The 24,637-nt window shown below is 58.9% G+C and carries 23 protein-coding genes and 2 tRNA genes; 20 read left to right on the forward strand and 5 right to left on the reverse strand.

What is annotated here, in order from left to right; translation table 11 throughout:
- Window positions 1-8: 8 nt before the first annotated feature.
- The 3 genes from Q0K17_RS00100 to Q0K17_RS00110 all read right to left on the reverse strand — a co-directional run bounded on the left by Q0K17_RS00100 (window position 9) and on the right by Q0K17_RS00110 (window position 2,277).
- Window positions 9-674, reverse strand: a complete 666-nt coding sequence (locus Q0K17_RS00100; protein WP_294538307.1) for an SdpI family protein — start codon at window positions 672-674, stop codon at window positions 9-11.
- Complete coding sequence (locus tag Q0K17_RS00105; RefSeq protein ID WP_294538309.1) at window positions 664-945, reverse strand: autorepressor SdpR family transcription factor; 282 nt, start codon at window positions 943-945, stop codon at window positions 664-666. The genes Q0K17_RS00100 and Q0K17_RS00105 overlap by 11 nt, the downstream gene beginning before the upstream one ends.
- A 168-nt stretch (window positions 946-1,113) precedes the next feature.
- Complete coding sequence (locus tag Q0K17_RS00110; RefSeq protein ID WP_294538311.1) at window positions 1,114-2,277, reverse strand: trigger factor; 1,164 nt, start codon at window positions 2,275-2,277, stop codon at window positions 1,114-1,116.
- Between the two features lie 147 nt (window positions 2,278-2,424).
- Between Q0K17_RS00110 and Q0K17_RS00115 the strand changes: the two genes are divergently transcribed.
- From Q0K17_RS00115 to Q0K17_RS00155, 9 genes are all read left to right on the forward strand, one after another.
- On the forward strand, window positions 2,425-2,649 hold the full coding sequence (locus Q0K17_RS00115) for a DUF896 domain-containing protein (RefSeq protein ID WP_294538314.1): 225 nt from the start codon (window positions 2,425-2,427) through the stop codon (window positions 2,647-2,649).
- Window positions 2,636-4,279 carry a hypothetical protein gene (locus Q0K17_RS00120; RefSeq protein WP_294538317.1) on the forward strand — a complete coding sequence of 548 codons (1,644 nt, stop codon included), beginning with the start codon at window positions 2,636-2,638 and terminating at the stop codon, window positions 4,277-4,279. Before Q0K17_RS00115 ends, Q0K17_RS00120 begins: the two co-directional genes overlap by 14 nt.
- A 173-nt stretch (window positions 4,280-4,452) precedes the next feature.
- The gene (locus tag Q0K17_RS00125) at window positions 4,453-5,745 is read left to right on the forward strand and encodes an adenylosuccinate synthase (protein ID WP_294538320.1); all 1,293 of its coding nucleotides are present in this window, start codon (window positions 4,453-4,455) and stop codon (window positions 5,743-5,745) included.
- Between the two features lie 205 nt (window positions 5,746-5,950).
- The gene (locus tag Q0K17_RS00130; protein ID WP_366776562.1) at window positions 5,951-7,102 is read left to right on the forward strand and encodes a cation diffusion facilitator family transporter; all 1,152 of its coding nucleotides are present in this window, start codon (window positions 5,951-5,953) and stop codon (window positions 7,100-7,102) included.
- Window positions 7,103-7,157: 55 nt separating this feature from the next.
- The gene (locus Q0K17_RS00135; RefSeq protein WP_294538326.1) at window positions 7,158-8,333 is read left to right on the forward strand and encodes an NADP-dependent malic enzyme; all 1,176 of its coding nucleotides are present in this window, start codon (window positions 7,158-7,160) and stop codon (window positions 8,331-8,333) included.
- A 2-nt stretch (window positions 8,334-8,335) separates the two neighbouring features.
- On the forward strand, window positions 8,336-9,178 hold the full coding sequence (locus Q0K17_RS00140) for a fumarate hydratase (protein ID WP_294538426.1): 843 nt from the start codon (window positions 8,336-8,338) through the stop codon (window positions 9,176-9,178).
- Between the two features lie 31 nt (window positions 9,179-9,209).
- Window positions 9,210-9,410, forward strand: coding sequence for a hypothetical protein (locus tag Q0K17_RS00145; protein WP_294538329.1), 201 nt, complete (start codon window positions 9,210-9,212; stop codon window positions 9,408-9,410).
- A gap of 6 nt (window positions 9,411-9,416) precedes the next feature.
- On the forward strand, window positions 9,417-9,980 hold the full coding sequence (locus Q0K17_RS00150; RefSeq protein ID WP_294538331.1) for a Fe-S-containing hydro-lyase: 564 nt from the start codon (window positions 9,417-9,419) through the stop codon (window positions 9,978-9,980).
- Between the two features lie 37 nt (window positions 9,981-10,017).
- A tRNA-Leu gene (locus Q0K17_RS00155) sits at window positions 10,018-10,101 on the forward strand.
- Between the two features lie 47 nt (window positions 10,102-10,148).
- On the opposite strand, the gene Q0K17_RS00160 is transcribed toward Q0K17_RS00155, so the two are convergent.
- Together Q0K17_RS00160 and Q0K17_RS00165 are read right to left on the reverse strand one after the other, a co-directional pair.
- Complete coding sequence (locus tag Q0K17_RS00160; protein WP_294538334.1) at window positions 10,149-11,513, reverse strand: MATE family efflux transporter; 1,365 nt, start codon at window positions 11,511-11,513, stop codon at window positions 10,149-10,151.
- A 121-nt stretch (window positions 11,514-11,634) separates the two neighbouring features.
- A tRNA-Leu gene (locus Q0K17_RS00165) sits at window positions 11,635-11,718 on the reverse strand.
- A 284-nt stretch (window positions 11,719-12,002) separates the two neighbouring features.
- Here Q0K17_RS00165 and trkA point away from each other — a divergent pair.
- From trkA to Q0K17_RS00220, 11 genes are all read left to right on the forward strand, one after another.
- Complete coding sequence (gene trkA / locus Q0K17_RS00170) at window positions 12,003-13,364, forward strand: Trk system potassium transporter TrkA (protein WP_294538337.1); 1,362 nt, start codon at window positions 12,003-12,005, stop codon at window positions 13,362-13,364.
- Window positions 13,365-13,375: 11 nt separating this feature from the next.
- Window positions 13,376-14,848: a TrkH family potassium uptake protein gene (locus tag Q0K17_RS00175; protein WP_294538340.1), complete on the forward strand. Its 1,473-nt coding sequence runs from the start codon at window positions 13,376-13,378 to the stop codon at window positions 14,846-14,848.
- Window positions 14,849-14,956: 108 nt separating this feature from the next.
- Window positions 14,957-15,751 carry a polysaccharide deacetylase family protein gene (locus tag Q0K17_RS00180; protein WP_294538343.1) on the forward strand — a complete coding sequence of 265 codons (795 nt, stop codon included), beginning with the start codon at window positions 14,957-14,959 and terminating at the stop codon, window positions 15,749-15,751.
- 91 nt (window positions 15,752-15,842) lie between these two features.
- Complete coding sequence (locus Q0K17_RS00185) at window positions 15,843-16,379, forward strand: hypothetical protein (protein ID WP_294538346.1); 537 nt, start codon at window positions 15,843-15,845, stop codon at window positions 16,377-16,379.
- A gap of 35 nt (window positions 16,380-16,414) precedes the next feature.
- Window positions 16,415-17,722, forward strand: a complete 1,308-nt coding sequence (locus Q0K17_RS00190; protein WP_294538349.1) for an alpha-amylase family glycosyl hydrolase — start codon at window positions 16,415-16,417, stop codon at window positions 17,720-17,722.
- 55 nt (window positions 17,723-17,777) lie between these two features.
- Window positions 17,778-18,638: an EamA family transporter gene (locus Q0K17_RS00195; protein ID WP_294538352.1), complete on the forward strand. Its 861-nt coding sequence runs from the start codon at window positions 17,778-17,780 to the stop codon at window positions 18,636-18,638.
- A gap of 112 nt (window positions 18,639-18,750) precedes the next feature.
- The gene (gene spoIVB, locus Q0K17_RS00200) at window positions 18,751-19,989 is read left to right on the forward strand and encodes a SpoIVB peptidase (RefSeq protein WP_294538355.1); all 1,239 of its coding nucleotides are present in this window, start codon (window positions 18,751-18,753) and stop codon (window positions 19,987-19,989) included.
- Between the two features lie 247 nt (window positions 19,990-20,236).
- Entirely contained in the window at window positions 20,237-20,995 is a 759-nt protein-coding gene (spo0A, locus tag Q0K17_RS00205; protein ID WP_294538358.1) for a sporulation transcription factor Spo0A, read from the forward strand.
- Window positions 20,996-21,190: 195 nt separating this feature from the next.
- Window positions 21,191-22,318 carry a 2-C-methyl-D-erythritol 2,4-cyclodiphosphate synthase gene (gene ispF / locus Q0K17_RS00210; RefSeq protein ID WP_294538361.1) on the forward strand — a complete coding sequence of 376 codons (1,128 nt, stop codon included), beginning with the start codon at window positions 21,191-21,193 and terminating at the stop codon, window positions 22,316-22,318.
- 109 nt (window positions 22,319-22,427) lie between these two features.
- Complete coding sequence (gene cdaA / locus Q0K17_RS00215; protein ID WP_294538364.1) at window positions 22,428-23,333, forward strand: diadenylate cyclase CdaA; 906 nt, start codon at window positions 22,428-22,430, stop codon at window positions 23,331-23,333.
- On the forward strand, window positions 23,308-24,621 hold the full coding sequence (locus Q0K17_RS00220; protein WP_294538366.1) for a CdaR family protein: 1,314 nt from the start codon (window positions 23,308-23,310) through the stop codon (window positions 24,619-24,621). The genes cdaA and Q0K17_RS00220 overlap by 26 nt, the downstream gene beginning before the upstream one ends.
- The last annotated feature ends 16 nt before the right edge of the window (window positions 24,622-24,637 follow it).

Here is a 24,637-nt window from a genome sequence, read left to right on the forward strand (position 1 = left end):
TCCGTTCCTCACTTCATCCATCCCTTGAATACAAGGAAGGAATACAGGTAAATCCACACGCAGCCCAACAGGGTGGTTCCCAGCAGCACGATCAGAGTGCCGGAAAAACCAAGGGCTCCCGCGAACACGCCGGAAAGCAGGGTAGAGGCTCCGATGAGGATAAAGACAAACCCACCCATGCGCTGGGTGCGGTTCCAGTTGTGTTCGTCTGCCAGCGCCCAGGGAGTGCGGCAGCCGAAGGTGTAATTTTGTTTGATGCGTGGCATGTAGTTGCCCAGCAGAATGAACAGCAGGCCAATGCCGCCACCCACCAGCAGTCCGGTGGCACTGCTTCCGTCCTTCAGGATGCCGAACACGGCCAGTTCGCTCAGCCAGCTGACGGCGCAGCCGAACAGGATCGTGCCCAGAACCATTCCGTTCCAGATGGGCCGGAACTTGGCAAAGTTTTCGCCCTTGGGGTCAATGGAGGGCAGAACCCGGAACAACAGCAGCAGTCCCAGCGGCAGCAGACCCGTGGCCAGAGCACTCCATTTGGGACCGAACCCATCGGCTACGCCGGCCCAGTTCCAGTGGACGGGCACCTGCTCCGGCATCATGGGCAGGCACAGGGCGTGACCCAGCAGGTTCACCATGCACACGGCTCCCAGGATCCAGTACAGCTTGTTATTCTTCATGATCGGTATCCTCCTTCATGAACCCAAAATCATAGAACCACTTCATGAGTTCCTGAAATACCGTCAGGTTCAGGCAGTATACGATGTTCTGCCCCCGGCGCTCATCGATCACCAGGCCGGCGGATTTCAGAATGTTCAGATGATGACTGACCGATGGTTTGGCCATGGAAAAATGAGCGGCAATTTCCCCGGCGGTCATCTCCCCGCCGGCAAGCAGTTCCAGAATTTTCCGCCTGGTCGGGTCGGCCAAAGCTTTGAATGCATCACCCATCTGCGGCACCTCCTTATGATATGAGATATTTAGAAAAATATCTAAATGCTTGATTTGGCCACAGTATAGCATGCGGTCCGGAGGCTGTCAAGCAATAAAATGCAACGAAAAAACCGCCCCGGAAGCCATGTTCCGGGGCGGTCGAAAATGCTATGAAAACCAGAAAGATCAGGCGTTGACCTCATCCACCAGGTGTTCCATCACCAGGTCATTCAGGATGCTCATCTTCAGGTAGTTTTCGCCATAATAGTTCACATAGCTGCTGGTGTCGCTGCTGCCGAAGTATTCCTGGAACTGGCTTTCCAGGGTCTCGGTGGGGCAGGTGATGCCGTACTTTTCGGCCAGAGCCTGCATGATCAGGGTTTGCTGGATGGCACCGTCAATATACTGGCGGGAGGTTTCCAGGTAGGCGGCAGCACTGTCATAGCCATTGGCCTGCAGGAACTCGTCCAGGGACATGCCGTACATCTGGGCGTACAGATACGGGCTTTCCAGATAGTAGTCCTCAAAGTACTTGGTCAGGGCGGCGGGGGCATCTCCCTGCACGCTCAGGGTGCTGCTCAGCTGGGAATACAGCTCGTTGGTCTGCTGGCTGAACAGCAGCATGTCGGAGATGTAGCTGTTCAGGGTGGCTACGTCGTTCAGGCCCAGATTCTCGCTCAGGTTTTCCTTCACGAAATTGTCGGTCAGTTCGGGGGTCACAGTCTCGGAAATGTAGTTCAGGGTGGTGGAGAACACCGCGTCCTTGCCGGCCAGATCGGTGGCCTGGAAGTCGTCGGGGAAGGTGACGTTCACATCAAAGGTCTCACCGGGCATGTGACCCACGATCTGGTCCTCAAAATCGTCAATGAAGGAACCACTGCCCAGGGTCAGGTCGTACCCTTCGGCAGAGCCGCCGTCAAATTCCTCGCCGTCCACGGAGCCGACAAAGTCGATGTTCACGGTGTCTCCGTCGGCTGCAGCGCGGTCGGTCACCTGATTGGTGGTGGTGTAGTTGACCAGGATATTGTCATTGATGTAGTTGGCGACGTCCTCATCGGTCACCGTGTTGGCCTCGTCCGAAAGGCTCAGCCCCAGGTCATCGGGAAGGGTGATGTAATCGGAGGCGGTCACGCCGGTCACATAGCCATTCTCGTCAAAAACCGAGCTGTAATCGAAATCTGCCAGATACGCATAGGGATCGGCGGCGCTTTCCTCGGTGGAGGTCTCCGGCGTGGCGGTTTCGGGGGAACTGGCGGCTTCGGATTCCTGCTTGCCGCAGGCGGCCAGCCCCAGAGTCAGCGCGGCGGCGGTCAGCACAGCCACCGGGCGGGTCATGTTCATCAGTTTCATGGGCTTCTCCTGTCTTTTGTGAAGTGATACCTTATCATTATACATCATTTTTCGAAAATGTACAGCACAACATTCCAATTTGCTTTGGAACGTGGTATACTGAACAGGAATGTTTCCGGTTCGGCCGGAATTTTACAGGGGGAAACCATGAAAAGACACGAAATTGACCGTATCAATGAATTGGCACACAAAGCGAAGACGGTGGGCCTGACCGAGGCCGAAATCGCCGAGCGTGCCGACCTGCGCCGCCGCTATCTTGCGGACATTCGCGCTGCGGTGCAGGAACAGCTGGAACATACCATCGTGCAGGAACCGGACGGTACCCGTCACCCGCTGCTGAAAAAGGAGGGTGTGCGCGGTGCCCGCAGTTAAGACAAAAAAGACGGCTGCTGAGACGCTGTGGGCCGTGGTGCCGTGGCTGTGGCTTTTCGGAGCCTGGCTGTTCGGCGTGATCTTCATGGTGGTGTACGGGCGTTCCCTGCTGGACAGCGACATGGCCTCGGAGATGGTCCTGGCCGCCCAGCTGAATAAAGAAGGCGGGTTCCTTTCCACCGCCTGGTATTATTCCACCGAACTGCGGGTGTTCTGCGAACAGCTCCTCTTCAAACTGGGGCTGGCGGTCTTTCCGCAGAACTGGCACGCAGCCCGCACCCTGGCCCAGGCAATCCTGTCTGCGCTGGTGGCAGTGTCCGGGTTGTATTTTCTGTATGGCGCGTCGCTGCGTAAAAGTGCACCCTGGCTGGTGGGAGCTTTGCTGTGTCCTTTTGGATTCTGGCAGATGTTCCACTGCGTTTTCGGCGGATTTTATTATGTACATATGATTTTTGTCATGCTCAGCATGGGCCTTGTGCTGCGCATTACCACCGCAATGGACTCTGCCCGCCGTACGGCGGTCCGCGCTGTGCTGCTGGCCGGACTGGCCTTTGCGGCGGGACTTAACGGGATCCGCATCCTGATGAACCTGTACGTGCCCCTTGCCGCGGCAGCCCTGGTACTGTTGGGCTGGCGCTGGAACCAGGCACCGCTGGAACGCCCCCGGACGGTGCCCCAGGTCCGGTTTGCCGCAGCGGCATGGGGGGCGGCGGTTGTTTCGCTGGCGGGCTATGTTGTGAACGCCAAAGTCCTGGCCGCCAACCATACCTTTTCGGACCAGGGACAGCGAAGCTGGACGGCCCTGAGTTTTGAATATCTGACAAGGGTGTGGGCCGATTTCCTGACCCTCTTCGGATATCCCGGCGACAGCGGCACCCTGAGCTTCGGGGATCCCATCCCTCTGTTCAGTCTGCAGGGATTGCTGGGGGCACTGGGACTTGTGATTGCCGGTGTGCTGATCGCTTCGGTGGTGCATCTGCTCATGCGCCGCCGGGAGCTGTCCTTTGTCCGGATGGCGGTGCTGACCGTCTTCCTGTCCTGCCTGCTGGTGGACAGCATCGCCTTTGCCTTTATGAATGAAATGATCGGCATCAACGGAAGCTACTGGCTGCCGGTGGTACCGCTGGCGTTTGCGGTTCTGGGAATCGAAGGGGAGACCTTCCCGCTGCGCCGGGGCCTGCCCCGGCGGGGGCTGGCCGTTGCTTTTGCGGTGGCGTTTCTGGGAGTCAGCACCTCGACCACCCTTCGGTTTGTGGAAGTGCCGCCCCGGGGCGAGCCGCACCTGGAAACCATCTGCGACTGGCTGGTGGACAACGGATACACCCAGGGGTACGCCACCTTCTGGTTTGCCAATGTGATGACCGAGCTTTCCGACGGAACCCTGGAAATGTGGGATGTTACGGACCTGAGCCGGATGGATCTGCACGGATGGCTGCAGACAAAGTCCCATATCAACCCGCCGGAAGGGGAGGTGTTCCTGATCGCGGATCCCAGTGTGCGCGTTGACGAACTGCCTTACCGGGATCTGGTGGATGTGGTGTACGAGGACGATCACGGATTCCATATCCTGACGGCACCGGAAGCCCAGCCGCTCATCGACGCGGTGGCGCAGGCCCGTGCCGCCCAGTAAAAATCTTTGCTGCGCTCCGCAAGTTTTGTTCGAACCTGCGGGGCGCGCCTTGTATTTTTGGACAATCTCTGGTATAATCATATCCGGCGGCGTATCCCGGTTTGAACAAATCGGCCCCTTGTGGGGTCGGGCGGAAAAGGCTGTACATTGAACCAAAAGAGAGGTTGCAAAACATGCTTACTGCAATTACCGGCATCAACTGGGGCGACGAAGGAAAGGGCCGTATGGTCGACCTTCTCAGCCAGGATTACGACATCGTCGCACGGTACCAGGGTGGTGACAACGCCGGCCATACCGTCAAGAACGAGCGCGGCAAGTTCGTGCTGAACCTGATCCCCTCCGGCATCCTGCGTCCCGACGTGGTCTGCGTCATGGGCGGCGGCATGGTCATTGACCCTGTCCATCTGGAAAAGGAGATCGCGGCCTTGCGGGAGCAGGGCGTTGAGATCAGCCCCGCCAACCTGAAGATTTCTGACCGTGCCACCATCACCATGCCTTTCCATGTGGATCAGGACGGCCTGGAAGAGGCCCGTCTGTCCAAGACCGGTGCACAGTTCGGCTCCACCAAGCGCGGCATCGCCTATACCTATGGCGACAAGTTCATGAAGAAGACCCTGCGCATGGGGGATCTGGTCCATATGGACGCCGGTGTGCGCAAGCGCCTGGAAACCATTGTGGAATCCAAGAACCTGACCATGGTCAACATCTATGACCAGAAGCCCGTCAGTGTGGATGAGATGTGGGCCTGGTGCGAACATTACTCTGCTGCCTTCAAGGATTATATCTGCGATGTGGGCGAATATCTGGCCCAGGCGGATGACGCCGGCAAGAAGATCATGTTTGAGGCCCAGCTGGGCGCTCTGCGTGATATCGACTACGGTATCTATCCCTATACTTCCAGCTCCAACACCATCAGTGCCTACGCACCCATCGGCGCCGGCATTCCGGGCCGCAAGCTGACCCTGTCCGTGGGCATCATGAAGGCCTATTCCTCCTGCGTGGGCGAAGGACCCTTCACCGCCGAACTGGCCATGAGCGAAGCCGACAAGGACGTGCTGCGTGAACACGGCCATGAATATGGTGCTGCCACCGGCCGTCCCCGCCGTGTGGGTCCCTTCGACGTGGTTGCCAGCCGTTACGGCGTGCAGTGCCAGGGCTGTGATGAACTGGCCCTGACCCTGCTGGACGTGCTGGATTATATGGAAACCATTCCCGTGGTGGAATCCTACCGTCTGTCCGACGGCACCGTGACCGGCCGTTTCCCCACCGGCAAAACTCTGGACGACGCCCAGCCGGTCATCAAGGAGATGAAGGGCTGGCACTGCGACATCACCGGTGTCCGCAAGTATGAGGATCTGCCTGCTGAGGCCCGCGCTTATGTGGAATACCTGGAACAGGCTGTGGGTTGCCGTATCAAGTATATCTCCGTCGGCCCCGAGCGCGATGCCTGCATCGTGCGGGACTGATTGCCTCTGAACCTGCCCTGCTGTTTGGCAAGCGGGGCATAAACCGAAAACACTTTACACAGCGGACTCGCCTTTGCGCGGCTCCGCTGCTTTTTCAGCCGGGATATATTGTGTATCCGTCCAACAAGAAAGGGGAGACCGGGGCGTGACCCGTTGGCTCATCCGTCTTTTCATCAAAGACAGCGAAGACACTTCAAAACCTTCCGTGCGTGCTGCGTACGGCAATCTGGCCTGCGTGGCCGGTATTTTCTGCAATCTGCTTCTGTTTGCCGGCAAATTCACCGTCGGCACCCTGTTCGGCAGCGTGGCCATCGCTGCCGATGGCGTGAACAACCTGTCCGATGCCGGTTCCAGTGTGGTCAGTCTGGTGGGCTTCCGCCTGGGGGCCCGTCCGGCGGACGACAAACATCCCTTCGGCCATGCCCGATACGAGTATCTGGCCGGTCTGGCTGTATCGGTGATGATTCTGGTCATTGGCATTGAGCTGCTCAAGGAGAGCGTGGCCAAGCTGATTCATCCTTCGGTGGTGGAATTCGGCCTGCTCACCGGCGCGGTCCTGGTGGCATCCATCCTGATCAAGGTGTGGATCTCCGCCTTCAATCGCAGGATCGGTACCCTCATCGGGTCCGAAACCCTGATCGCCACCGCAGCCGATGCCCGCAACGACGTGGTGTCCACCTCCGCAGTCCTGGTGGCCAGTCTGGCAGCGTCCATTACCGGCATCAACCGTCTGGATGGTCTGGCCGGTCTGGCGGTGGCGGCCTTTATCCTGTACAGCGGCTTCGGCCTGGTCCGGGATACCCTGGACCCTATTCTGGGCGCTGCTCCCGACCCGGCCCTGATCCGCCATATTGAGGAAAAGGTCATGACCTATCCCGGCGTGCTGGGCATTCATGACCTGATGCTTCACGACTACGGCCCCGGCAATCGTCTGGTCAGCTTCCATGTGGAGATGTCCGCGGCGGCCGATGTGCTGGCCAGCCATGACGTCATCGACAATATCGAACGGGATCTGGCCCGGGATGATGGCCTTACTGCCACCATCCACTATGATCCGGTGGTGGTGGATGATCCCCATGCCCGGGAACTGCGGGAATTTGTCCGCAGCAAGGCGGCCGAACTGGAACCTGCCGCTGCCATCCATGATCTGCGCATTGTATCCGGCAACAGCCATACCAATGTGGTGTTTGACTGTGCTGTGCCGCCGGAATATCTTACCGCCCGGGACCATCGCGGAACCAAGCTGACAACCGCCCTGCGGGATGCGGTGAAGGAACGCTGGCCCGACCATTTCTGTGTTATCCGTCTGGAATCCAACTACGGCGCCGCCCAGCTGGAACCCGATCACAAACATTGACCCGTTTCCCGCTTTGCCGGCGGGGAAAGAACCGTCTCAGAAAGGAAGTCGACCCATGGATTACAATGCCGCCGCTCTTGCCATGCACAAAGCCCACCATGGCAAACTGACCGTCAACAGCCTGGTGGAAGTGCGGGACAAGGATGCTCTTTCCACCGCCTACACCCCCGGTGTGGCCGAACCCTGCCGCAAAATCAAGGAAAACCCGGATGATGTCTACACCTACACCCTCAAGGGCCGCACGGTGGCCGTGGTCACCAACGGCACCGCCGTGCTGGGCCTGGGCAATATTGGTCCCGAAGCGGGTCTGCCGGTCATGGAGGGCAAATGTGTCCTGTTCAAGGAGTTCGGCGGGGTGGACGCCTTCCCCATCTGCCTGAACGCCAAGACCAAAGAGGAGGTCGTGGCGGCGGTCAAAGCCATCGCGCCCACCTTCGGCGGCATCAACCTGGAGGATATCCGCAGCCCCGAATGCTTTGACATCGAAGCCGAACTGGAGCGGGACCTGGATATCCCTGTTTTCCATGACGACCAGCATGGCACCGCCATCATCGTGCTGGCAGGCGTGCTCAACGCCCTGAAAGTGGTGGGCAAACGCATCGAGGATATCCGTATTGTCCAGAACGGTCCCGGCGCTGCTGGCACCGCCATCATCAAGATGCTGCAGACCGCCGGTGCCAAGGACATCATCGCTGTGGATGAACACGGCATCCTGGTACCCGGCCGTCCCGCCGGCTTTGTGGGCCACAAGGCGGCTCTGGCTGAATCCACCAACCCCCGCCGGGTCACCGGCGGTCTGGCAGATGCCATCCGCGGCGCCGACCTGTTCATCGGCACTTCTGTGGCCGGAGCACTGACCCCGGAGATGGCTACCACCATGGCACCGGATGCCATTGTTTTTGCCATGGCCAATCCCACCCCGGAGATCATGCCCGACGCCGCCAAGGCAGCCGGTGTGCGCATCATCGGTACCGGCCGCAGTGACTTCCCCAACCAGGTCAACAACGTTCTGGCCTTCCCCGGCATCTTCAAGGGCGCCTTGTCCGTGCGTGCCCGGGACATCAATGCTTCCATGAAGCTGGCCGCTGCCCGCGCCATCGCCTCCCTGATCCCTGATGAGGAACTCAATGAAGAGAATATCCTGCCCAAGGCCTTTGACCCCCGTGTGGCTCCGGCCGTGGCCGACGCTGTGGCGCAAGCTGCGCGGGAAAGCGGTGTGGCCCGCGCATGAGCATTCGGGAAATTCAGGCCGCAGCCATCACCGACGCGGTAGAACAGCTGTGCATCCAGGCAAACCGCTTTTTGCCGGAGGATATCCGCACCGCGGAAGAGAAGGCCATCGCGGCTGAACCCTGGCCGCTGGCCCGGACCACCCTGGAACTGCTGCGCTCCAACCTGGACGCCGCAGCGGAGAAGGAACTGCCCATCTGCCAGGATACCGGCATGGCCTGTGTCTTTGTGGAGCTGGGGCAGGACGTTCATATCACCGGCGGCACTCTGCGGGATGCGGTGGATGAAGGCGTGCGCCGTGGTTATACCAAAGGCTATCTGCGCAAAAGCATCACCGGCGACCCGCTGAAACGCCAGAATACCGAGGACAACACCCCTGCTTTCCTCACGGTGGAGCTGGTCCCCGGGGACGGCTGCCGCATTACGGTGGCACCCAAAGGGGCCGGCAGCGAGAACATGAGCCGTCTGGCCATGCTCAAGCCCGCCGACGGCGTACAGGGCGTGAAAGATTTCGTGCTGGAAACGGTCCGGCTGGCCGGTTCCAATCCCTGCCCGCCCATTATTCTGGGCGTTGGCGTGGGCGGCAGTTTCGACAAATGTGCTCTGCTGGCCAAGCATGCTCTGCTGCGGCCGCTGGACTGCCCCAACCCGGACCCCTATTATGCGGCTCTGGAAAGGGAATTGTGTGAGGCTATCAATGCCATGGGCATCGGGCCGCAGGGCTTTGGCGGTGCCACCACCTGCCTGGGCGTTGCCATCGAACAGGCTCCCACCCATGTGGCGTGCCTGCCGGTGGCCGTCAATATCGGCTGCCATGTAACCCGCCGTGCCACTGCTGAATTGTAACCACAAACCTGTCAGGAAGTGAGAAAGAGTTATGCCAGCCAAACGTCAACCCAATATTGATATCCCGCTGGAAGGCGTGGGGCGCCGTGCTCCGCGTACTTCTGACATTGATATTCCACTCTCCTCCTCCCGTGCTTCCGGCGGCATTGCCGACCCCAAGCTGGAAGATATGGTCAACCGTCACCATGAGGAGGTAAAGGAACTGCACCGCCGTGCGCGGCAGGGGAGGTAAACAGGTATGCAGTATGAGCTTCACACGCCTTTGACAAAAGAAGCCCTTGCACAGCTCAGAGCGGGGGATACCGTGCTTCTGTCCGGCACGGTCTATACCGCCCGGGATGCGGCCCATGGCCGGATGATGGAGCTGCTGGATGCCGGCAAACCGCTGCCTTTTGATATCCGCGGTGCCGCTGTTTATTATGTGGGCCCCACCCCGGAACGTCCCGGCCAGGTCATTGGCGCTGCCGGACCCACCACCGCCGGCCGTATGGACAAGTTCACCCCCCGTCTTCTGGACCTGGGGCTTGCCTGCATGATCGGCAAGGGCAAACGGGATGCCGCCGTCAAGGCTTCCGTGGTCAGCAACGGGGCGGTCTATCTGGCCGCTTTGGGCGGGGCCGGTGCCCTGATGGCCGCCAGCATCTGCAGCTGTGAGGTCATCGCCTGGCCGGATCTGGGCTGCGAGGCGGTGCGCCGCCTCACGGTGGAGAAGATGCCGCTGACCGTTCTGCTGGACGCTCATGGGGGAGATCTGTACGAAAGCGGCCCTGCCGCCTACCTGAACAGCTTGTCTGCCGATTGACAAAATGTCCGTCGCTTGGTACACTGGTGTGTGTTGAGCGGATATGGCGGAACTGGCAGACGCGCTGGTTTTAGGGTCCAGTGTCCATGACGTGCAGGTTCGATTCCTGTTATCCGCACCAAAAAGCCCCGGCTGTTTTACCAGCCGGGGCTTTTTTCATACATATTTTCAAAAAGAAGATGATTCCGGCAGCAGAGCGGCACGGCGGCGGAAATAGTACACCGCCCCCACCAGGTCGGCCAGTGCCCAGCCGATGGGGACCGAGATCCAGATGCCCCACACGCCCACCTGCGGCGCCAGAGCGTAGGCCAGGGCCACCCGGGTGCCCAGGGAGAAGACAGTCAGCACCACCGACATGGCTGGACGGCGCACTGCCCGGTAGAATCCATACAGCAAGAACAGGATGCCGATGCCGCAGTAGCAGGCGCCTTCGATCCAAAGATACTGAACACCCACGGCGGTGATCTGGGCCACGGCCGGATCGGTGGGATCCACAAAAATGCCCATAAGCGGTGCGGCAAACAGACATACGACCGCACTTACCGCCACACAGAAAACGGCGGCACAGATTACCGCACTGCGGGTCCCTTTGCGGATGCGTTCCTGGCTGCGGGCGCCGTAGTTCTGGGCAATGAAAGTGGAAAAGGCGTTGCCGAAATCCTGTACCGGCATGTAGGCAAAGGAATCAATCTTGACGGCGGCGGCAAAGGCTGCCATGACCACTTCCCCGAAGCTGTTCACCAGCCCCTGCACCATCAGGATGCCAAAGTTCATGATGCTCTGCTGTACACAGGTCAGCAGGGAAAAGGAAACGATCTCACCCAATACACTCCGGCTCCAACGGCAATCCTCTTTTGCGGGTACCAGCATGGGCAGGCGGATCAAGGTATACACCGCAATGCCGATGCCGGATACATACTGGGCGATGACGGTGGCAATGGCCGCACCGGCCACACCCCAGCCGCAGATCAGCACAAAAGTCAGGTCCAGCACAATGTTCAGAATGGCCGATATTCCCAGAAACACCAAGGGCACTACCGAGTTGCCCACTGCCCGCAGCAGGGCAGCAAAGTAGTTGTACAGGAACACAGCGGGGATGCCCCAGAAGATACACCACAGATAGGTGTGCATGAGGGGAATGATGCCGTGGGGGACCTGAAGCAGGACCAGGATGGGGTCCAGCAGCAGAAAGACGGCTATGTTCAGGACTATGGTCACTGACGCGATAAATACAAAGGCGTGGAAGATCCCGCTTTTCAGTCCGCTGCGGTCACCCTCTCCCCAACGGATGGAAAAAAGCGCGCCGCTGCCCATGCACAACCCCAGCAGGATGGAAGTCAGAAAGGTCATCAGGGTGTAAGCGGAGCCGACCGCCGCGAGGGTATCGGCTCCCAGAAAGCGGCCTACGATGATGGTGTCCGCCACATTGTACAGCTGCTGCAGCAGATTGCCGGCCATCATGGGCAGCGCAAACAGGATCAGACTTTTGGTGATGGGCCCGGTGGTCAGGGCGGTATCGTGTTTGATAGCCATAAATGGACTCCTCGGGCGAACGAATGCCCTGCGGTGAGGTCTTTCTTTGCAAAAAAATCCGGACAAACCAAAAGCCCCGGCACAGAGCCGGGGCTTTTGGGCGGGGCCAAACCCGCTGGGTTGGTGCGGAAGATGGGACTTGAACCCACACGTCATGGACACACGCACCTCAAACGTGCCTGTCTGCCGATTCCAGCACTTCCGCATATTGCACCACCGGATCAACCACCAGCGCTGCAATGGCTATTCTATCATACCTACCAGTAAAATGCAAGCCTTTTTTTCAGGGGGCCGCTGCGGGACGGGGCATTGGGAAAAATCAACCTTGACAGGCAAAGAATCGGCTAAGAAAAGGAACACAGAATTAAGATACAGCAAAGAAACAGTTGAATTTTGTCGCGGGCTCTCGTATAATAGCCAAAAATAGAATGGAAATTTTGCGCAAATCCGAAAGGCTTTGCGCGTTTATTTCGTGTACAGAGGTGCAGTATGAAAATCGTGATCGTCGGTTTGGGCAAGGTCGGCCGTGCTTTGACCGAGCAGCTGACTGCCGAAGGGCATGATATCGTCGGTATTGATATCAACCCTGACCGCGTGGAGAGCATCGTCAATGTCTTTGACGTGCGCGGCGTACCGGGCAATGGCGGGTGCTATGAAATTCAGAGCGAAGCCTTTGAAAACGGTGCCGACCTGCTGGTGGCCACCACTTCCAGCGACGAGATCAACATTCTGGCTTGTCTGGTTGCCAAGAAGATCGGGACCCGCCATACCATTGCCCGTATCCGCAACCCGGAATACGAAAAACAGCTGCGGTTCATGCGCCAGGAGCTGGGCCTTTCCATGTTTGTCAATCCGGAAAAGGCCACGGCCCGTGAGATTTCCCGGGTGCTGCGTTTTCCCAATGCCATCAAGCTGGAACAGTTCTGCCGGGGCCGGTTTGAACTGATTGAATACCGCATCAATCCCGGCAACCCTCTGTGCGGCCTGCAGCTGTCTGACCTGTACAGCAATATGCATGTCAAGCTGTTGGTGTGTGCCGTGGCCCGTGGAAAAGATATCACCATCCCCGACGGCAATTTCGTGCTGGAAGAAGGGGACAAGGTTTATCTGACTGCCTCTCCCCAGGAACTGGAGAACTTTTTCCGCCGTTTGGGGCTGTTCAAGGGCCGTGCGTCCAACGTCATGGTGGTGGGGGCCAGCCGCATGGCGTATTACCTGCTCAAGGAGCTGCGGGATATGCACATGCACATCACCCTCATTGACAACGACCCGGCCCGCTGCCGTGACATGAGCGAACGCCTGCCCGGAGTCCTGGTCATTCAGGGGGACGCTGCGGACAGTGAACTGCTCAATGAGGAAGGTCTGGCGGAGATGGATGCCTTTGTGGCTCTGACCGGCCTGGATGAGACGAACATCATCCTTTCCATGTATGCGGCCCAGCTCAATTCCTGCAAGGTGGTAGCCAAGATCAACCGCAGTTCCTTTGCGGATCTGGCCACCGCAAACGGCATGGTGGACAGTGTGGTGTCCACCGGCGATGTCACCGCCGAGACTATCCTGCAGTATGTGCGAGGGATGCAGAACTCCTTCGGGTCCAACATCCGGACCCTGCACCGTGCAGTGAGTGGTCGTGTGGAGATCCTGGAATTCAATGTGGGGCCGGACATTCCTTTTGTGGGCACACCGCTGAAAGACCTGACGCTGAAAAAGGGGATGCTGATTGCAGGCATCGTGCGTGCCAACGGCCAGACCCTGATCCCGTCCGGTTCCGACAGCTTGCGCCGCGGGGACGACGTGGTCATCGTGACCACCGGTACGCCCATTACCGACCTTCGTGAGGTCGTGGAGTAAGAGGCGAGCCAATGAATTATCGAATGATTGCTTTTGTTCTCGGCCGCATTTTCATGGCGGAGGCTGCTTTGCTTGTCCTGCCCATGGCCTGTGCCCTGATTTATGGGGAAAACACCATCTTTGCATTTCTCATTCCCATCCTGCTGCTGATGGCGCTCGGGTGCCTGTTCGGCTTGCGCAAGCCCAAAGATACGGTCATCTATGCCAGAGACGGTCTGGTGGTCGTCGCTCTGGCCTGGGTTCTCATGAGCGCTTTCGGCGCGCTGCCTTTTCTGCTTTCGGGGGATATCCCGGATTATACCGATGCTTTCTTTGAGATGGTGTCCGGCTTTACCACCACCGGCTCCAGCATCCTCAAGGATGTGGAGGCTATGAGCCGGGGCTGTCTTTTCTGGCGCAGCCTGTCCCACTGGGTGGGCGGCATGGGCGTTCTGGTCTTTGTCATGGCGGTGGTTCCCATGACCGACGGCCGTGCCATGCACCTGATGCGGGCGGAGGTCCCCGGCCCCACTGTGGGCAAGCTGTCCAGCAAACTGCAGGATACGGCCAAAATTCTTTACCGCATCTACCTGGTGATGACGGCCGTGGAAGTTGTGCTGCTTCTGGCGGGGGGCATGCCGCTGTATGATGCGCTCATCCACTCCTTCGGGACAGCCGGCACCGGTGGTTTCAGCTGCAAGGCCCTCAGTGTGGGGGCGTACAACAGCGTGTATATCGAGATGGTCATTGCCGTCTTTATGCTGCTCTTCGGCATCAACTTCAATCTGTACTATTACATATTGCTGCGGCATTTCCGGCAGGCATTCCTGTCTGAAGAGCTGCTGACCTACCTGGGTGTGGTGGCTGCGTCCACCCTGGCCATTGCGGTCAATCTGAGCCATATGTGCCAGAATTTTGCCGAGGCGCTGCGTCTGTCCTTTTTCCAGGTGTCGTCCATCATTACCACCACCGGCTATGCCACCACCGATTTCAATATGTGGCCTTCTTTCAGCCGGACGGTGTTGGTTATGCTGATGTTCCTGGGCGCTTGTGCCGGCTCCACCGCCGGCGGCCTGAAGGTTTCCCGTGTGATTATTCTGGCCAAGTCCAGCGTGCGGGAAGTCCAGCACATGCTGCATCCCCATGCGGTGACCACCATCCGCTTTGAAGGCCGTCCCCTGGATGACAAGACCGTCCGCGGCGCCAGCGTGTACCTGAGTGTGTATCTGTCCCTCTTTGTGGGTTCCATCCTGCTTATTTCGCTGGATGGTTTTGATCTGATCACCAGCTTCACCGCCGTGGCCACCTGCATCAACAATGTGGGACCCGGTCTGGAGATTGTGGGGCCCATGGGGTCCTTTGCAGATTTTTCTCCCTGGTGCAAATGGCTGCTCAGCTTCAACATGCTGGCCGGCCGGCTGGAACTGTTCCCCATGCTGGCGCTGTTTGCGCCGTCCACCTGGCGCCGTCGCCGCCGCCGCGGCAAGGTGGCCCTGCGTTTCTGATGATGTCAAAAGCCCGGACCGGCTGTGTGGTCCGGGCTTTTTTGTATGCAGCCGGGAAAGCCGGCATACATATGAGTCAGAACCATGCCGAAGAGGGGGAGAGGTCCCATGGGTGTTTCTGTCAAGACCGTCCGCTGGTGTCTGGCGGCGCTGCTTCTGTTATGCCTTGCTGCGTTCTTTCTGGCGGACTATATGCCGCATCCCGCGCAGGAAGAAACCGCCGTTCCCGATGACCGGCTGGCGGTGCAGGCGGCTGCCGCGCTGGATGGACGGTATGTCTGCCTGACGTTTGACGACGGCCCTTCGGAAAATACAGCTGCCATTCTGGACGCGCTGGCCCGGTATCAGGCTCCGGCCACCTTTTTTGTGACAGCCCAGCCCATCAATGAACCATACTTTGATCAACTGCCACTGATCCAGGCAGGCGGACATCAGATTGCCCTGCACAGTGCCAGCCATCGATATGCGGATATCTACAAAAGCCCTACGGATTTCTGGCTGGACATCAAGCAACTGCGTCAGACGCTGTCCGCCTGGGTGGATGTGGAACAGATTCATTGGCTGCGCTTTCCCGGCGGCAGCACCAATACGGTCAGCCACCGGTACGGCGGAAAGGATATCATGAAAAAACTGGTGGAGGAGGCGGAGGAAAAGGGGTATCACTGGATCGACTGGAACGTCTGTGCCGAAGATGCCACTTCTGCGCATCCAAACGCGGCTGCCATTCTGCAGAATATACAGCAGGATGCGACGGGAAAACGGGTGTGTGTGGTTTTGATGCACGATACCGCTGCCGCCGGACAGACCGTGCAGGCGCTGCCGGATATACTGGCCTGGTTCTCTGAACAGGGATATCAGTTTTGTACAGTTGAGCAAATGTATACCATGACAAAGGAAGAGTAAGTTACAAAAGGGAATTGCAAAGACGCTGAACACCATGTATAATAAGGACAAATCAAAGGCGCATAACGCCCGGATTCTAGGAAGTTTGCACATGAAAAATACCCAAAGCCGGCGCATAGCGCTGTGCGGTGTGCTGGCTGCGCTCACAGTTGTGATCCTGCTGGTGGGAACTGCGCTGGGCATCGGTACCTATGCTGCGCCCATGCTGGCCTCATTCCTGCTCATCCCGACTCTGGTGGAATATGGCCCCCGTGCTGCCCTGACCCAGTATGGGGCTGCGGCCGTGCTGGGGCTTCTCCTTGTGCCGGACCCGGAGCTGTCGCTGTTCTATGCGCTGGTGCTGGGACCTTATCCAGTGCTTAAAACGCTGCTGGACCGCCTGCATCCGGCACCGGTGCGCTGGGGCGCGAAACTGGCGGTGTTCAATCTTGCCACCGTGGTTATGTATGCACTGCTCCGGCTGATATTTTTGCCGGATATCATGGAAACCATGCCTGCCACCGCCGCTCTGGCCGTGGTGCTGGTGGTCTTGTGTAATGTGGCTTTTCTTCTGTGCGATCGTGCCGTGACCGCTTTGACCCTGGTTTACCGCCTGCGTCTGCGCCGATACTGGAAAAAACGCTTTTGAGCTTGGCGTACAAGCTCAGGAAAGGAAGATCGACCATGTGGTATCAAAATGCTGTCGTCTACCAGATCTATCCGCTGGGAATGTGCGGGGCACCCTTGCAGAATGACGGCGTGCCCGAACATCGTCTGCTGCGGGTACTGGACTGGGTTGACCATATCCGGGACCTGGGGGCGACCTGTGTACTGTTCAATCCTCTGTTTGAGAGCGATGCCCACGGGTACGACACCCGGGACTACCAAAAGGTGGATGTGCGCCTTGGCACCAATGAGGACCTGCGTCGGGTCTGTCAGGCTTTGCATGCAGCCGGACTCAAGGTCATGTTTGACGGCGTCTTCAATCATGTGGGCCGGGGGTTCTGGGCATTCCGGGATGTGCAGGAAAAGCGCTGGGACAGCCCGTACAAGGACTGGTTCAACATTCATTTTGACGGCAACACCAATTATAATGACGGCTTCTGGTATGAAAGCTGGGAGGGCTGCAACGAGCTGGTCAAGCTGAACCTGCACAATCCTGCTGTGCGGGAACATCTGTTTGACGCCATCTCCTCCTGGGTGCGGGATTACGGGATCGACGGGCTGCGCCTGGATGTGGCCTATTGTCTGGACCTGGATTTTCTGGGGGCGCTGCGCCAGTTTACCTCCTCCCTCAAGGAAGATTTCGTTCTGGTGGGGGAGACCCTGCACGGGGACTACAACCGGTGGATGAACGACCATGCCTGCCACTCGGTCACCAATTACGAATGCTACAAGGGGCTGTATTCCAGCTTCAATACCGGCAATATGCACGAGATCGCCTACAGCCTGAACCGCCAGTTCGGTTCCGAGCCCTGGTGCCTGTACACCGGCCGTCAGTTGCTCAGCTTTGCGGACAACCATGACGTTACCCGTGTGGCCAGCATTCTCACCGACAAGAAAGAATTGGAACCCCTGTACGGTCTGCTGTTCGGCATGCCCGGTACGCCCGCCGTCTACTACGGCAGCGAGTGGGGTGTTACCGGGGAGAAGAAGGATGGAGACCCCGCCCTGCGTCCGGCCATCGAAAAGCCGGAACACAACGAACTGACCGACTGGATCGCCGCTCTGGCCGGAGCCCGTGCCGCCAGTCCGGCTTTGTGCCACGGCAGCTACCGCAATATCCTGGTGCAGCCCAAGCAGCTGATCTTTGAACGCCGCAGCGGGGAGGACCGGGTCCTGGTGGCCATCAATGCCGACAGCCAGCCCTACCACGCCGACTTCAACGCCGAGGCGGGCTGCGCCGTGGACCTGATCACCGGCAAGCCCCACGACTTTGGCGGCGGCAGTGATCTGGCGCCTTATTCCTGTGCATTCTGGAAGACCGAATGAGCTGCCGGCCTGAATTCTGAAAATCTCCGTTTGAGCGGAAAAGAGGGACCCTTTCATGTGGCTGCTGTTTGCTGCCGCGTCCGCGTTTTTTGCCGGTATCACCGCCATCCTTGCCAAGTGCGGTATCCGGCAGACTGATTCCACCGTTGCCACCGCGCTGCGCACCTGCGTGGTACTGGTCATGGCCTGGGTCATGGTACCTGTGTCCGGGCAATGGGCCGGCATCCAGGATGTCACCGGCAAATCCATGCTGTTTCTGGTGCTGTCCGGCCTGTGTACCGGCGCGTCCTGGCTGTGCTACTTCCGGGCTCTGCAGATCGGGGATGTCAACCGGGTGGTCCCGGTGGACAAGACCAGCACGGTCCTCACCATTTTGCTGGCGCTGATTTTTCTGGGGGAGGGTGTTACTCCCATCAAGACGGCGGCCATGGTTCTGATCATGGCGGGCACATGGCTGATGATCGAAAAGAAACAGAGCACGGCGTCTTCTGCTGCCGGCCATGGCTGGTTGTGGTATGCGGCCGGATCGGCTTTCTTTGCCAGTCTGACCTCCATCCTGGGCAAGATCGGTGTCAGTGATATCGGTTCCAACCTGGGAACCGCCATCCGCACCACTGTGGTGCTGGTCATGGCCTGGGGAATGGTCTTTCTGGAAGGCAAACAGCGGCAGGTGGTTCTGGTGCCTCGCAGGGAACTGGGATTCCTGTGCCTGTCCGGGCTGGCCACCGGTGCTTCCTGGCTGTGTTATTACCGTGCTTTGCAGGATGGTCCTGCCAGTGTGGTGGCGCCGGTGGACAAGCTGAGTATCCTGGTCACCGTGGCATTTTCGGCCGTGGTATTTGGTGAAAAGCTCAGCCGCAAGGCGGTATTTGGTCTGCTCCTGAATGTGGTGGGAACTCTTATGATGCTGCTGTAACCTTTTTTCTGAACGAAACCGCCGTGTGGGCTTTTTCCCATGCGGCGGTTTTTGCTTGCAATATTTCGACCCTTCCTGCACATACTGAGGTATGGAAAAGGAGGGGACCCCCATGCCCGAACATGCCGCGCGGCGCTTTGTGCGCCGCATGTTGGGAGTACTGGCACTGACCGGTGCTCTGCTTGCAACGGCTCTGCTGGGACTGCGCGCAGCTCTGCCGGATACGTTTTATATAGAACCGGGCGGTACCCTGACCCTGGCGGCCATGCCCTTTCTGCGGGCAGGAGAACCGTCCAGGGGCAGTACGGCAGCCGTCAGCGGCAGCAGCGAAACCGGCAGTGCCAACCAGACGCTGCGCCTGTTCGGGATGCTGCCGGTCAAGACGGTGCGGACCGTGGCTTCCGCTACCCGCACGGTCACTGTATCCGGGGCTCCTTTCGGGGTCAAGATGTTTGCTGACGGGGCGCTGGTGGTGGCTTTTTCCGATCAGCTCACCGCCCTGGGCACCGAGAACCCGGCCAAGGAAGCGGGACTGCGTTTGGGAGATGTGATCGTCTCAGCGGCAGGGCAGGCCATTCATGGAAATGAGGAACTCTCTATGGCCATTACGTCGGCGGAAGGGAACCCCATTGAAGTTGTCTTTTCCCGTGATGGGGTGCAGCATACCTGTACCCTTACCCCTGTGCGGGACCGGGACAGCGGCGTCTGGCGGGCCGGGGTGTGGGTACGGGATTCCTCGGCGGGGATCGGGACCCTGACTTTTGTGGACACGGAGTACGGGACTTTTGCAGGGCTGGGGCACGCGGTCAGCGACAGCGATACCGGTGCCGATTTTCCTCTGCTTTCCGGTGAGATCGTACCTGTGACCATCATAGGTGTGCAAAAGGGAGCTGCCGGTGCACCGGGAGAACTGCAAGGGGAGTTTTCCGGTGCGGCCGCGCTGGGCACGGTCAGTGCCAACGATGCAACCGGCGTGTACGGCACACTGCAGAATCCGGCGGCTGCCGTGACCGGTCAGGTTATGCCGGTGGCCGAGATCCAGCAGGTCGCTCCCGGTCCGGCGCAAATCCTCACCACAATCGACGGCACAGCGCCCCAGTGGTATGACGTGACCATAGAGCGGGTCAATATGACAGCAGGAGATCCCAACCGCAACCTTTTGATCCGTGTGACGGATGACCGGCTGCTGTCCGTTACCGGAGGAATCGTCCAGGGCATGTCCGGCAGCCCGGTGGTGCAAAACGGCACCCTGGTGGGGGCTGTAACCCATGTCCTGGTCAATGACCCGACCCGCGGCTATGGTATCTTTGCTGCCACCATGCTGGAACGGGCGGATGCAGCGGGAGCCTGATCCAGCTTTTTCCAGAGCCGGTGCGATCCGGGTGGGGAGAAAAGGGGCTGCCAGAGGGCAAAACCGGCAAAAAGCCGGTAAAAAACTGCCGGATAAGGGGACTTGGTGTCGAATTGTGGGGAAGGGTGTCACAATGCCCCGAAAACTTCCTATTGCCAGAATTGGTAAAATATGGTAATATTTCCATTGTCGAGAAAAACCTGCGCGGCTGGGCGGCTGGCCGCTGATGAATGAGGAGTGTATCACAATGGACAAAATCAAGTTTTTGATGACCGATACCGGCGCGCAGACCACGGCGCTGTGCCGCCAGGCGCTGGAGGACAAGGGCGTTGCGGTGACGGTATGTGAGAAAAACGGCAGCAAGGCCCTGAAAGCGCTGCTGGACACCCACCCGCAGGCGGTGCTGCTGGATGCATTTATGCCCGATCTGGATGCCATCACGGTAAAGCAGCGGTATGAAGCCCAGGATACCACCGGCACCCACACCACCTTTTTTGTGACAGGCGCCTTTCAGAGCGAAGAGATCGAACAGGATCTGCTGGATAACGGTTTCTCGTTCTTTTTTGTCAAACCCTTTGATGAGACCGTGCTGGTCAGCCGGGTGCTGAAGGCCGCGGGAACACCCGCGCGTCCGCAGGCATTTTCCCAGGACAGCGACGAGCTCACCGTTACCGAAATTCTGCACCAGGTAGGCGTTCCGGCCCATATCAAGGGATATCAGTTCCTGCGGGATGCGATCCTGCTGGCGGTGGAGGATCATGAATACATCAATGCCGTGACCAAACGTCTGTATCCGGAAATCGCCAAACGCAACGGCACCACGGCATCCCGTGTGGAGCGTGCCATCCGTCACGCCATCGAGGTGGCCTGGGACCGAGGGGATGTGGATACCCTCAACGGGTATTTCGGTTACACCATACACAGCCTGCGCGGCAAACCGACCAACTCCGAATTCATTGCCATGATCGCGGACAAGATCCGTCTGGACAAGCGCCGCCGTGCCTGATTTGTCAAAAGTATACCTGCCATTATGACCTCCCGCCCCGGCGGGAGGCTTTTTTATTTCAAAACTTTTTCAATCTGTCTCAAAGCGGTAGATTTTTCCGTTGGATACTTGTATAATGGTAGCATGGTCAAACTGGGGTGTGTGTACGCTGTCCCGCCCCGGTGCAAGGTTTACTACGGAAAGGGGGCGCCGGATATGGCGCAAACCGTGACTGCCATTCTGGTGGCGGCAGGGTCATCCCGGCGTATGGGATTTGACAAACTCAGCCATCGGCTTCCGAACGGGCTGACGGTGCTGCAGACAAGCCTGCGGGCTTTTGAACTTCATCCGCGGGTGCAGGATATTGTGCTGGTGGCGGGGGCCAATATGGAAACCTGTCGGGAATTGGCTGCGGCCTGCGCAAAGCCATGCAGGGCGGTACAGGGAGGCGCCACACGGGCTGAGAGTGTCCGTGCCGGTCTGGCGGCTGCGTCCGGAGAGATCGTGGCCATCCATGATGCGGCGCGCCCCTTTGTCAGTCCGGATGTCATCACGGCTGCCATCGAAGCTGCCGAAAAGAGCGGTGCTGCCGCCCCGGCTGTCCCGGTGAAGGATACCGTCAAGGTGGCCGATGAAAACGGCCGGGTGCAGATCACCCCTGACCGCAGCACGCTGTTTGCGGTGCAGACGCCTCAGTGCTTTCGCCGGGAATTGTATTTTCAGGCGTTGGCCGCAGTAGCAGGTGAAAAGGCGAATCTTGTGACCGATGACTGCAGCCTGTTTGAGCTGGCGGGGCTGCCGGTGATTCTGACACCGGGAGACTATGCCAACCTGAAAATTACCACCAAAGAAGATCTGAAAGGGGAAACCGCCATGCGTATCGGACATGGGTATGACGTGCACCGGCTGGTCGAGGGCCGCCGCCTGATTTTGGGCGGGGTGGCCATCCCGTATGAAAAGGGCCTGCTGGGCCATTCCGACGCAGATGTGCTGCTGCATGCCATCTCGGATGCGCTGCTGGGTGCGGCTGCGCTGGGAGACATCGGCAAGCATTTCCCCGATACGGACCCCCGGTATGAAGGGGCGGATTCCCTGCAGCTTTTGCAGGAGGTGGGAAAGCTGGTGAACCAGGCCGGCTACGTGGTGAGTAATATTGATGCCACCATCCTGTGTCAGGCCCCCAAGCTGGCGCCGCATATTCCCGCCATGCGTGCCAACATCGCCGGCGCACTGAATCTTGCTTTGGACAAGGTCAGTGTGAAGGCCACCACTGAGGAACATCTGGGATTTACCGGCCAGGGGCAGGGGATTGCGGCCCATGCCGTTACGCTGCTGGAAGCATGATCCCGTGCCCGGGCAGAATTCTGCCGCATTTTTCCGTTGCATTGATACTTGAAGAAAAGAAAACCGCTTCCGCCCTTTGCCCGGCGGCTGTAAGGAGGCTGTGACCGGCATGCTCGGCATTTACGATTTTTTCAGCGGTGTGATCAGCAACCTGCGTACGTTCGGCGTGCGTGACCTGGTTGATATTCTGGTCATATCCTTCGCCTTTTATGAATTGTTCCTCTTCGCGCGCAAGTCCCGTGCGGGCCAGCTGGTGCGCGGTCTGATGCTGGCGCTGGTCTGCTTTGCGCTGGCCTATCTCTTTGAGCTGCGGACCGTGCGCTGGCTGCTGAACAATTTCCTGCAGGTCGGCTTTATTGCCGCCGTGGTACTGTTTCAGCCGGAACTGCGCCGCACGCTGGAACGCCTGGGCCAGAGCGCCAACTGGACAGGCCGCCTGTTCAGCATCCGCCGCACCGACCCTTCCCTGCGGGCGGTGTGGCAGAGCGCGGTGGTGGCCATCTGCGACGCCGCCGAACAGCTGTCCGATACCCGCACCGGCGCTTTGATGGTGCTGGAACGCAACAACAACCTGGATGAGATCATCCGGACCGGGACGCCGCTCTCGGCCAATGTTATTCCGGAGATGCTGGGCACGATCTTTTATGAAGGAACTCCGCTGCATGACGGTGCCGTGGTCATCCGGGACGGGCGCATCGTGGCGGCCGGCTGTGTGCTGCCCCTTTCCAACAACCTGGAGATGGGCAAGGACATGGGTACCCGACATCGCGCCGGTCTGGGCATGAGTGAAAACTCCGACGCGGTGGTCATCGTGGTCAGTGAGGAGACGGGAATCATCTCGTTGGCCAAAAACGGCGTTCTGATCCGTCGCCTGGACCGCCAGAACCTGTTCAATCTGCTGCAGGAGGAGATCATTCCGCCCGAATCGGAGGAAGAACAGAAGACCCCTGTGTGGTCCCGGCTGTTTGGCAAAGGAGGTGCCGTGAAGCATGCCGTTCAACAAAAAGAAAACTGAACAGCCCGCTGTGGCGCCCAAGGCGCGGGAAAAACGCACCATCTGGGATTACCCGGTGGTTCTGTGGTGCGCGGCGTTGGCCTGTGCCGTGCTGGCCTGGCTGATTGTCACCATGTATTTTGACCAGGAAAGCGATAAGACTGTTACCATCAATTCCATCACCTATACCTACCAGTCCAGCACCTACACCAGCCTGGGGCTGGATATCGTGGAAACTCCGGACGTCTCCAATGTGACCGTACGCATCAAAGGCAGCGGCACCATTATCGGCGGCATCCGGGAAAGCGATATCATGGTTTATCCCAAGTACTCCACCGTGCGCGGTGCCGGAACCGTGACCCTGGAACTGGGAGCACGGTTCATCACCTCGGATTATGACAACCTTGGCATTGAGTTGACGGTGGAGAATCCGACCACCGTCACGGTCGTATTTGACAATGTGAGCGAAAAGACGGTACGGGTCACCGCGGACACTTCCCAGATCGCCATTGCGGATGGATTTATTCTGAACAGCGCCTCTTGTGTCCCTGCGGAAGTCACCCTGACCGGTCCCACCACTGAACTGGAACAGATCGATTCCGTGGTGGCCACCGTGGCTTCGGATGAAAAGCTGGATGATTCCATCACCCTGGATGCCGGACTGGAAATGCGGGATGCCAACGGCAATGCGGTGGCACCGCAATATACCACCATGGACAGTGATTCTGCCGCCGTCACCCTGAATGTACTGCAGGTGCGGGAACTGCCGCTGACCGTGGATTTCATCGGCCTGCCCAGCGGGTTTGATGTATCCAGCCTGAAATATTCTTTGGACCGCAGTACCCTGCGGGTGGCGGGACCGGCCCGGACGATCAGCAAACTGAATGAGCTCAGCGTGGCCAGTCTGGACCTGAGCCAGAGCTTTGCCTTTGACCGGGATTACCAGCTGGCGGTGGAACTGCCAGACGGTATCGTATCCCAGGATGGCATCACCACCGTTACGCTGACCTTTGACACCACCAATATGACCAGCACCACCCTGAATGTCTCCAACATCCGGGTCATCAATGTGCCCAGCGACGCCCAGGTGGATGTGCTGACCAGCCGTATCAGCAATGTGACCCTGTATGGTCCGGCGGATGAGATCGCCGAGCTTTCGGCGGACAATGTGATGGCACAGGTGGACTGCCAGAGCATCTCGGTCACTGCCGGTCAGCAGACACTGCCCGTGAACATCCAGATCCCCTCGTCCAGCCGTATTTTTGCGGTGGGCAGCTACACGGTGCAGTGTGCCATCACCACACAGTAAAAAAGAAGGAGAAAAT

The sequence above is a fragment of the uncultured Gemmiger sp. genome (genome assembly GCA_944388105.1).
Lineage (GTDB): Bacteria > Bacillota > Clostridia > Oscillospirales > Ruminococcaceae > Gemmiger.

Excerpts from the sequence above, each read along its gene's own strand:
- Q0K17_RS00100 (WP_294538307.1), bottom strand. The coding sequence starts at position 674 with ATGAAGAATAACAAGCTGTACTGGATCCTGGGAGCCGTGTGCATGGTG.
- Q0K17_RS00105 (WP_294538309.1), bottom strand. The coding sequence starts at position 945 with ATGGGTGATGCATTCAAAGCTTTGGCCGACCCGACCAGGCGGAAAATT.
- Q0K17_RS00110 (WP_294538311.1), bottom strand. The coding sequence starts at position 2,277 with ATGAAACTGATGAACATGACCCGCCCGGTGGCTGTGCTGACCGCCGCC.
- Q0K17_RS00115 (WP_294538314.1), top strand. The coding sequence starts at position 2,425 with ATGAAAAGACACGAAATTGACCGTATCAATGAATTGGCACACAAAGCG.
- Q0K17_RS00125 (WP_294538320.1), top strand. The coding sequence starts at position 4,453 with ATGCTTACTGCAATTACCGGCATCAACTGGGGCGACGAAGGAAAGGGC.
- Q0K17_RS00135 (WP_294538326.1), top strand. The coding sequence starts at position 7,158 with ATGGATTACAATGCCGCCGCTCTTGCCATGCACAAAGCCCACCATGGC.
- Q0K17_RS00145 (WP_294538329.1), top strand. The coding sequence starts at position 9,210 with ATGCCAGCCAAACGTCAACCCAATATTGATATCCCGCTGGAAGGCGTG.
- Q0K17_RS00150 (WP_294538331.1), top strand. The coding sequence starts at position 9,417 with ATGCAGTATGAGCTTCACACGCCTTTGACAAAAGAAGCCCTTGCACAG.
- Q0K17_RS00160 (WP_294538334.1), bottom strand. The coding sequence starts at position 11,513 with ATGGCTATCAAACACGATACCGCCCTGACCACCGGGCCCATCACCAAA.
- trkA (WP_294538337.1), top strand. The coding sequence starts at position 12,003 with ATGAAAATCGTGATCGTCGGTTTGGGCAAGGTCGGCCGTGCTTTGACC.
- Q0K17_RS00175 (WP_294538340.1), top strand. The coding sequence starts at position 13,376 with ATGAATTATCGAATGATTGCTTTTGTTCTCGGCCGCATTTTCATGGCG.
- Q0K17_RS00180 (WP_294538343.1), top strand. The coding sequence starts at position 14,957 with ATGGGTGTTTCTGTCAAGACCGTCCGCTGGTGTCTGGCGGCGCTGCTT.
- Q0K17_RS00185 (WP_294538346.1), top strand. The coding sequence starts at position 15,843 with ATGAAAAATACCCAAAGCCGGCGCATAGCGCTGTGCGGTGTGCTGGCT.
- Q0K17_RS00190 (WP_294538349.1), top strand. The coding sequence starts at position 16,415 with ATGTGGTATCAAAATGCTGTCGTCTACCAGATCTATCCGCTGGGAATG.
- Q0K17_RS00195 (WP_294538352.1), top strand. The coding sequence starts at position 17,778 with ATGTGGCTGCTGTTTGCTGCCGCGTCCGCGTTTTTTGCCGGTATCACC.
- spoIVB (WP_294538355.1), top strand. The coding sequence starts at position 18,751 with ATGCCCGAACATGCCGCGCGGCGCTTTGTGCGCCGCATGTTGGGAGTA.
- spo0A (WP_294538358.1), top strand. The coding sequence starts at position 20,237 with ATGGACAAAATCAAGTTTTTGATGACCGATACCGGCGCGCAGACCACG.
- ispF (WP_294538361.1), top strand. The coding sequence starts at position 21,191 with ATGGCGCAAACCGTGACTGCCATTCTGGTGGCGGCAGGGTCATCCCGG.
- cdaA (WP_294538364.1), top strand. The coding sequence starts at position 22,428 with ATGCTCGGCATTTACGATTTTTTCAGCGGTGTGATCAGCAACCTGCGT.
- Q0K17_RS00220 (WP_294538366.1), top strand. The coding sequence starts at position 23,308 with ATGCCGTTCAACAAAAAGAAAACTGAACAGCCCGCTGTGGCGCCCAAG.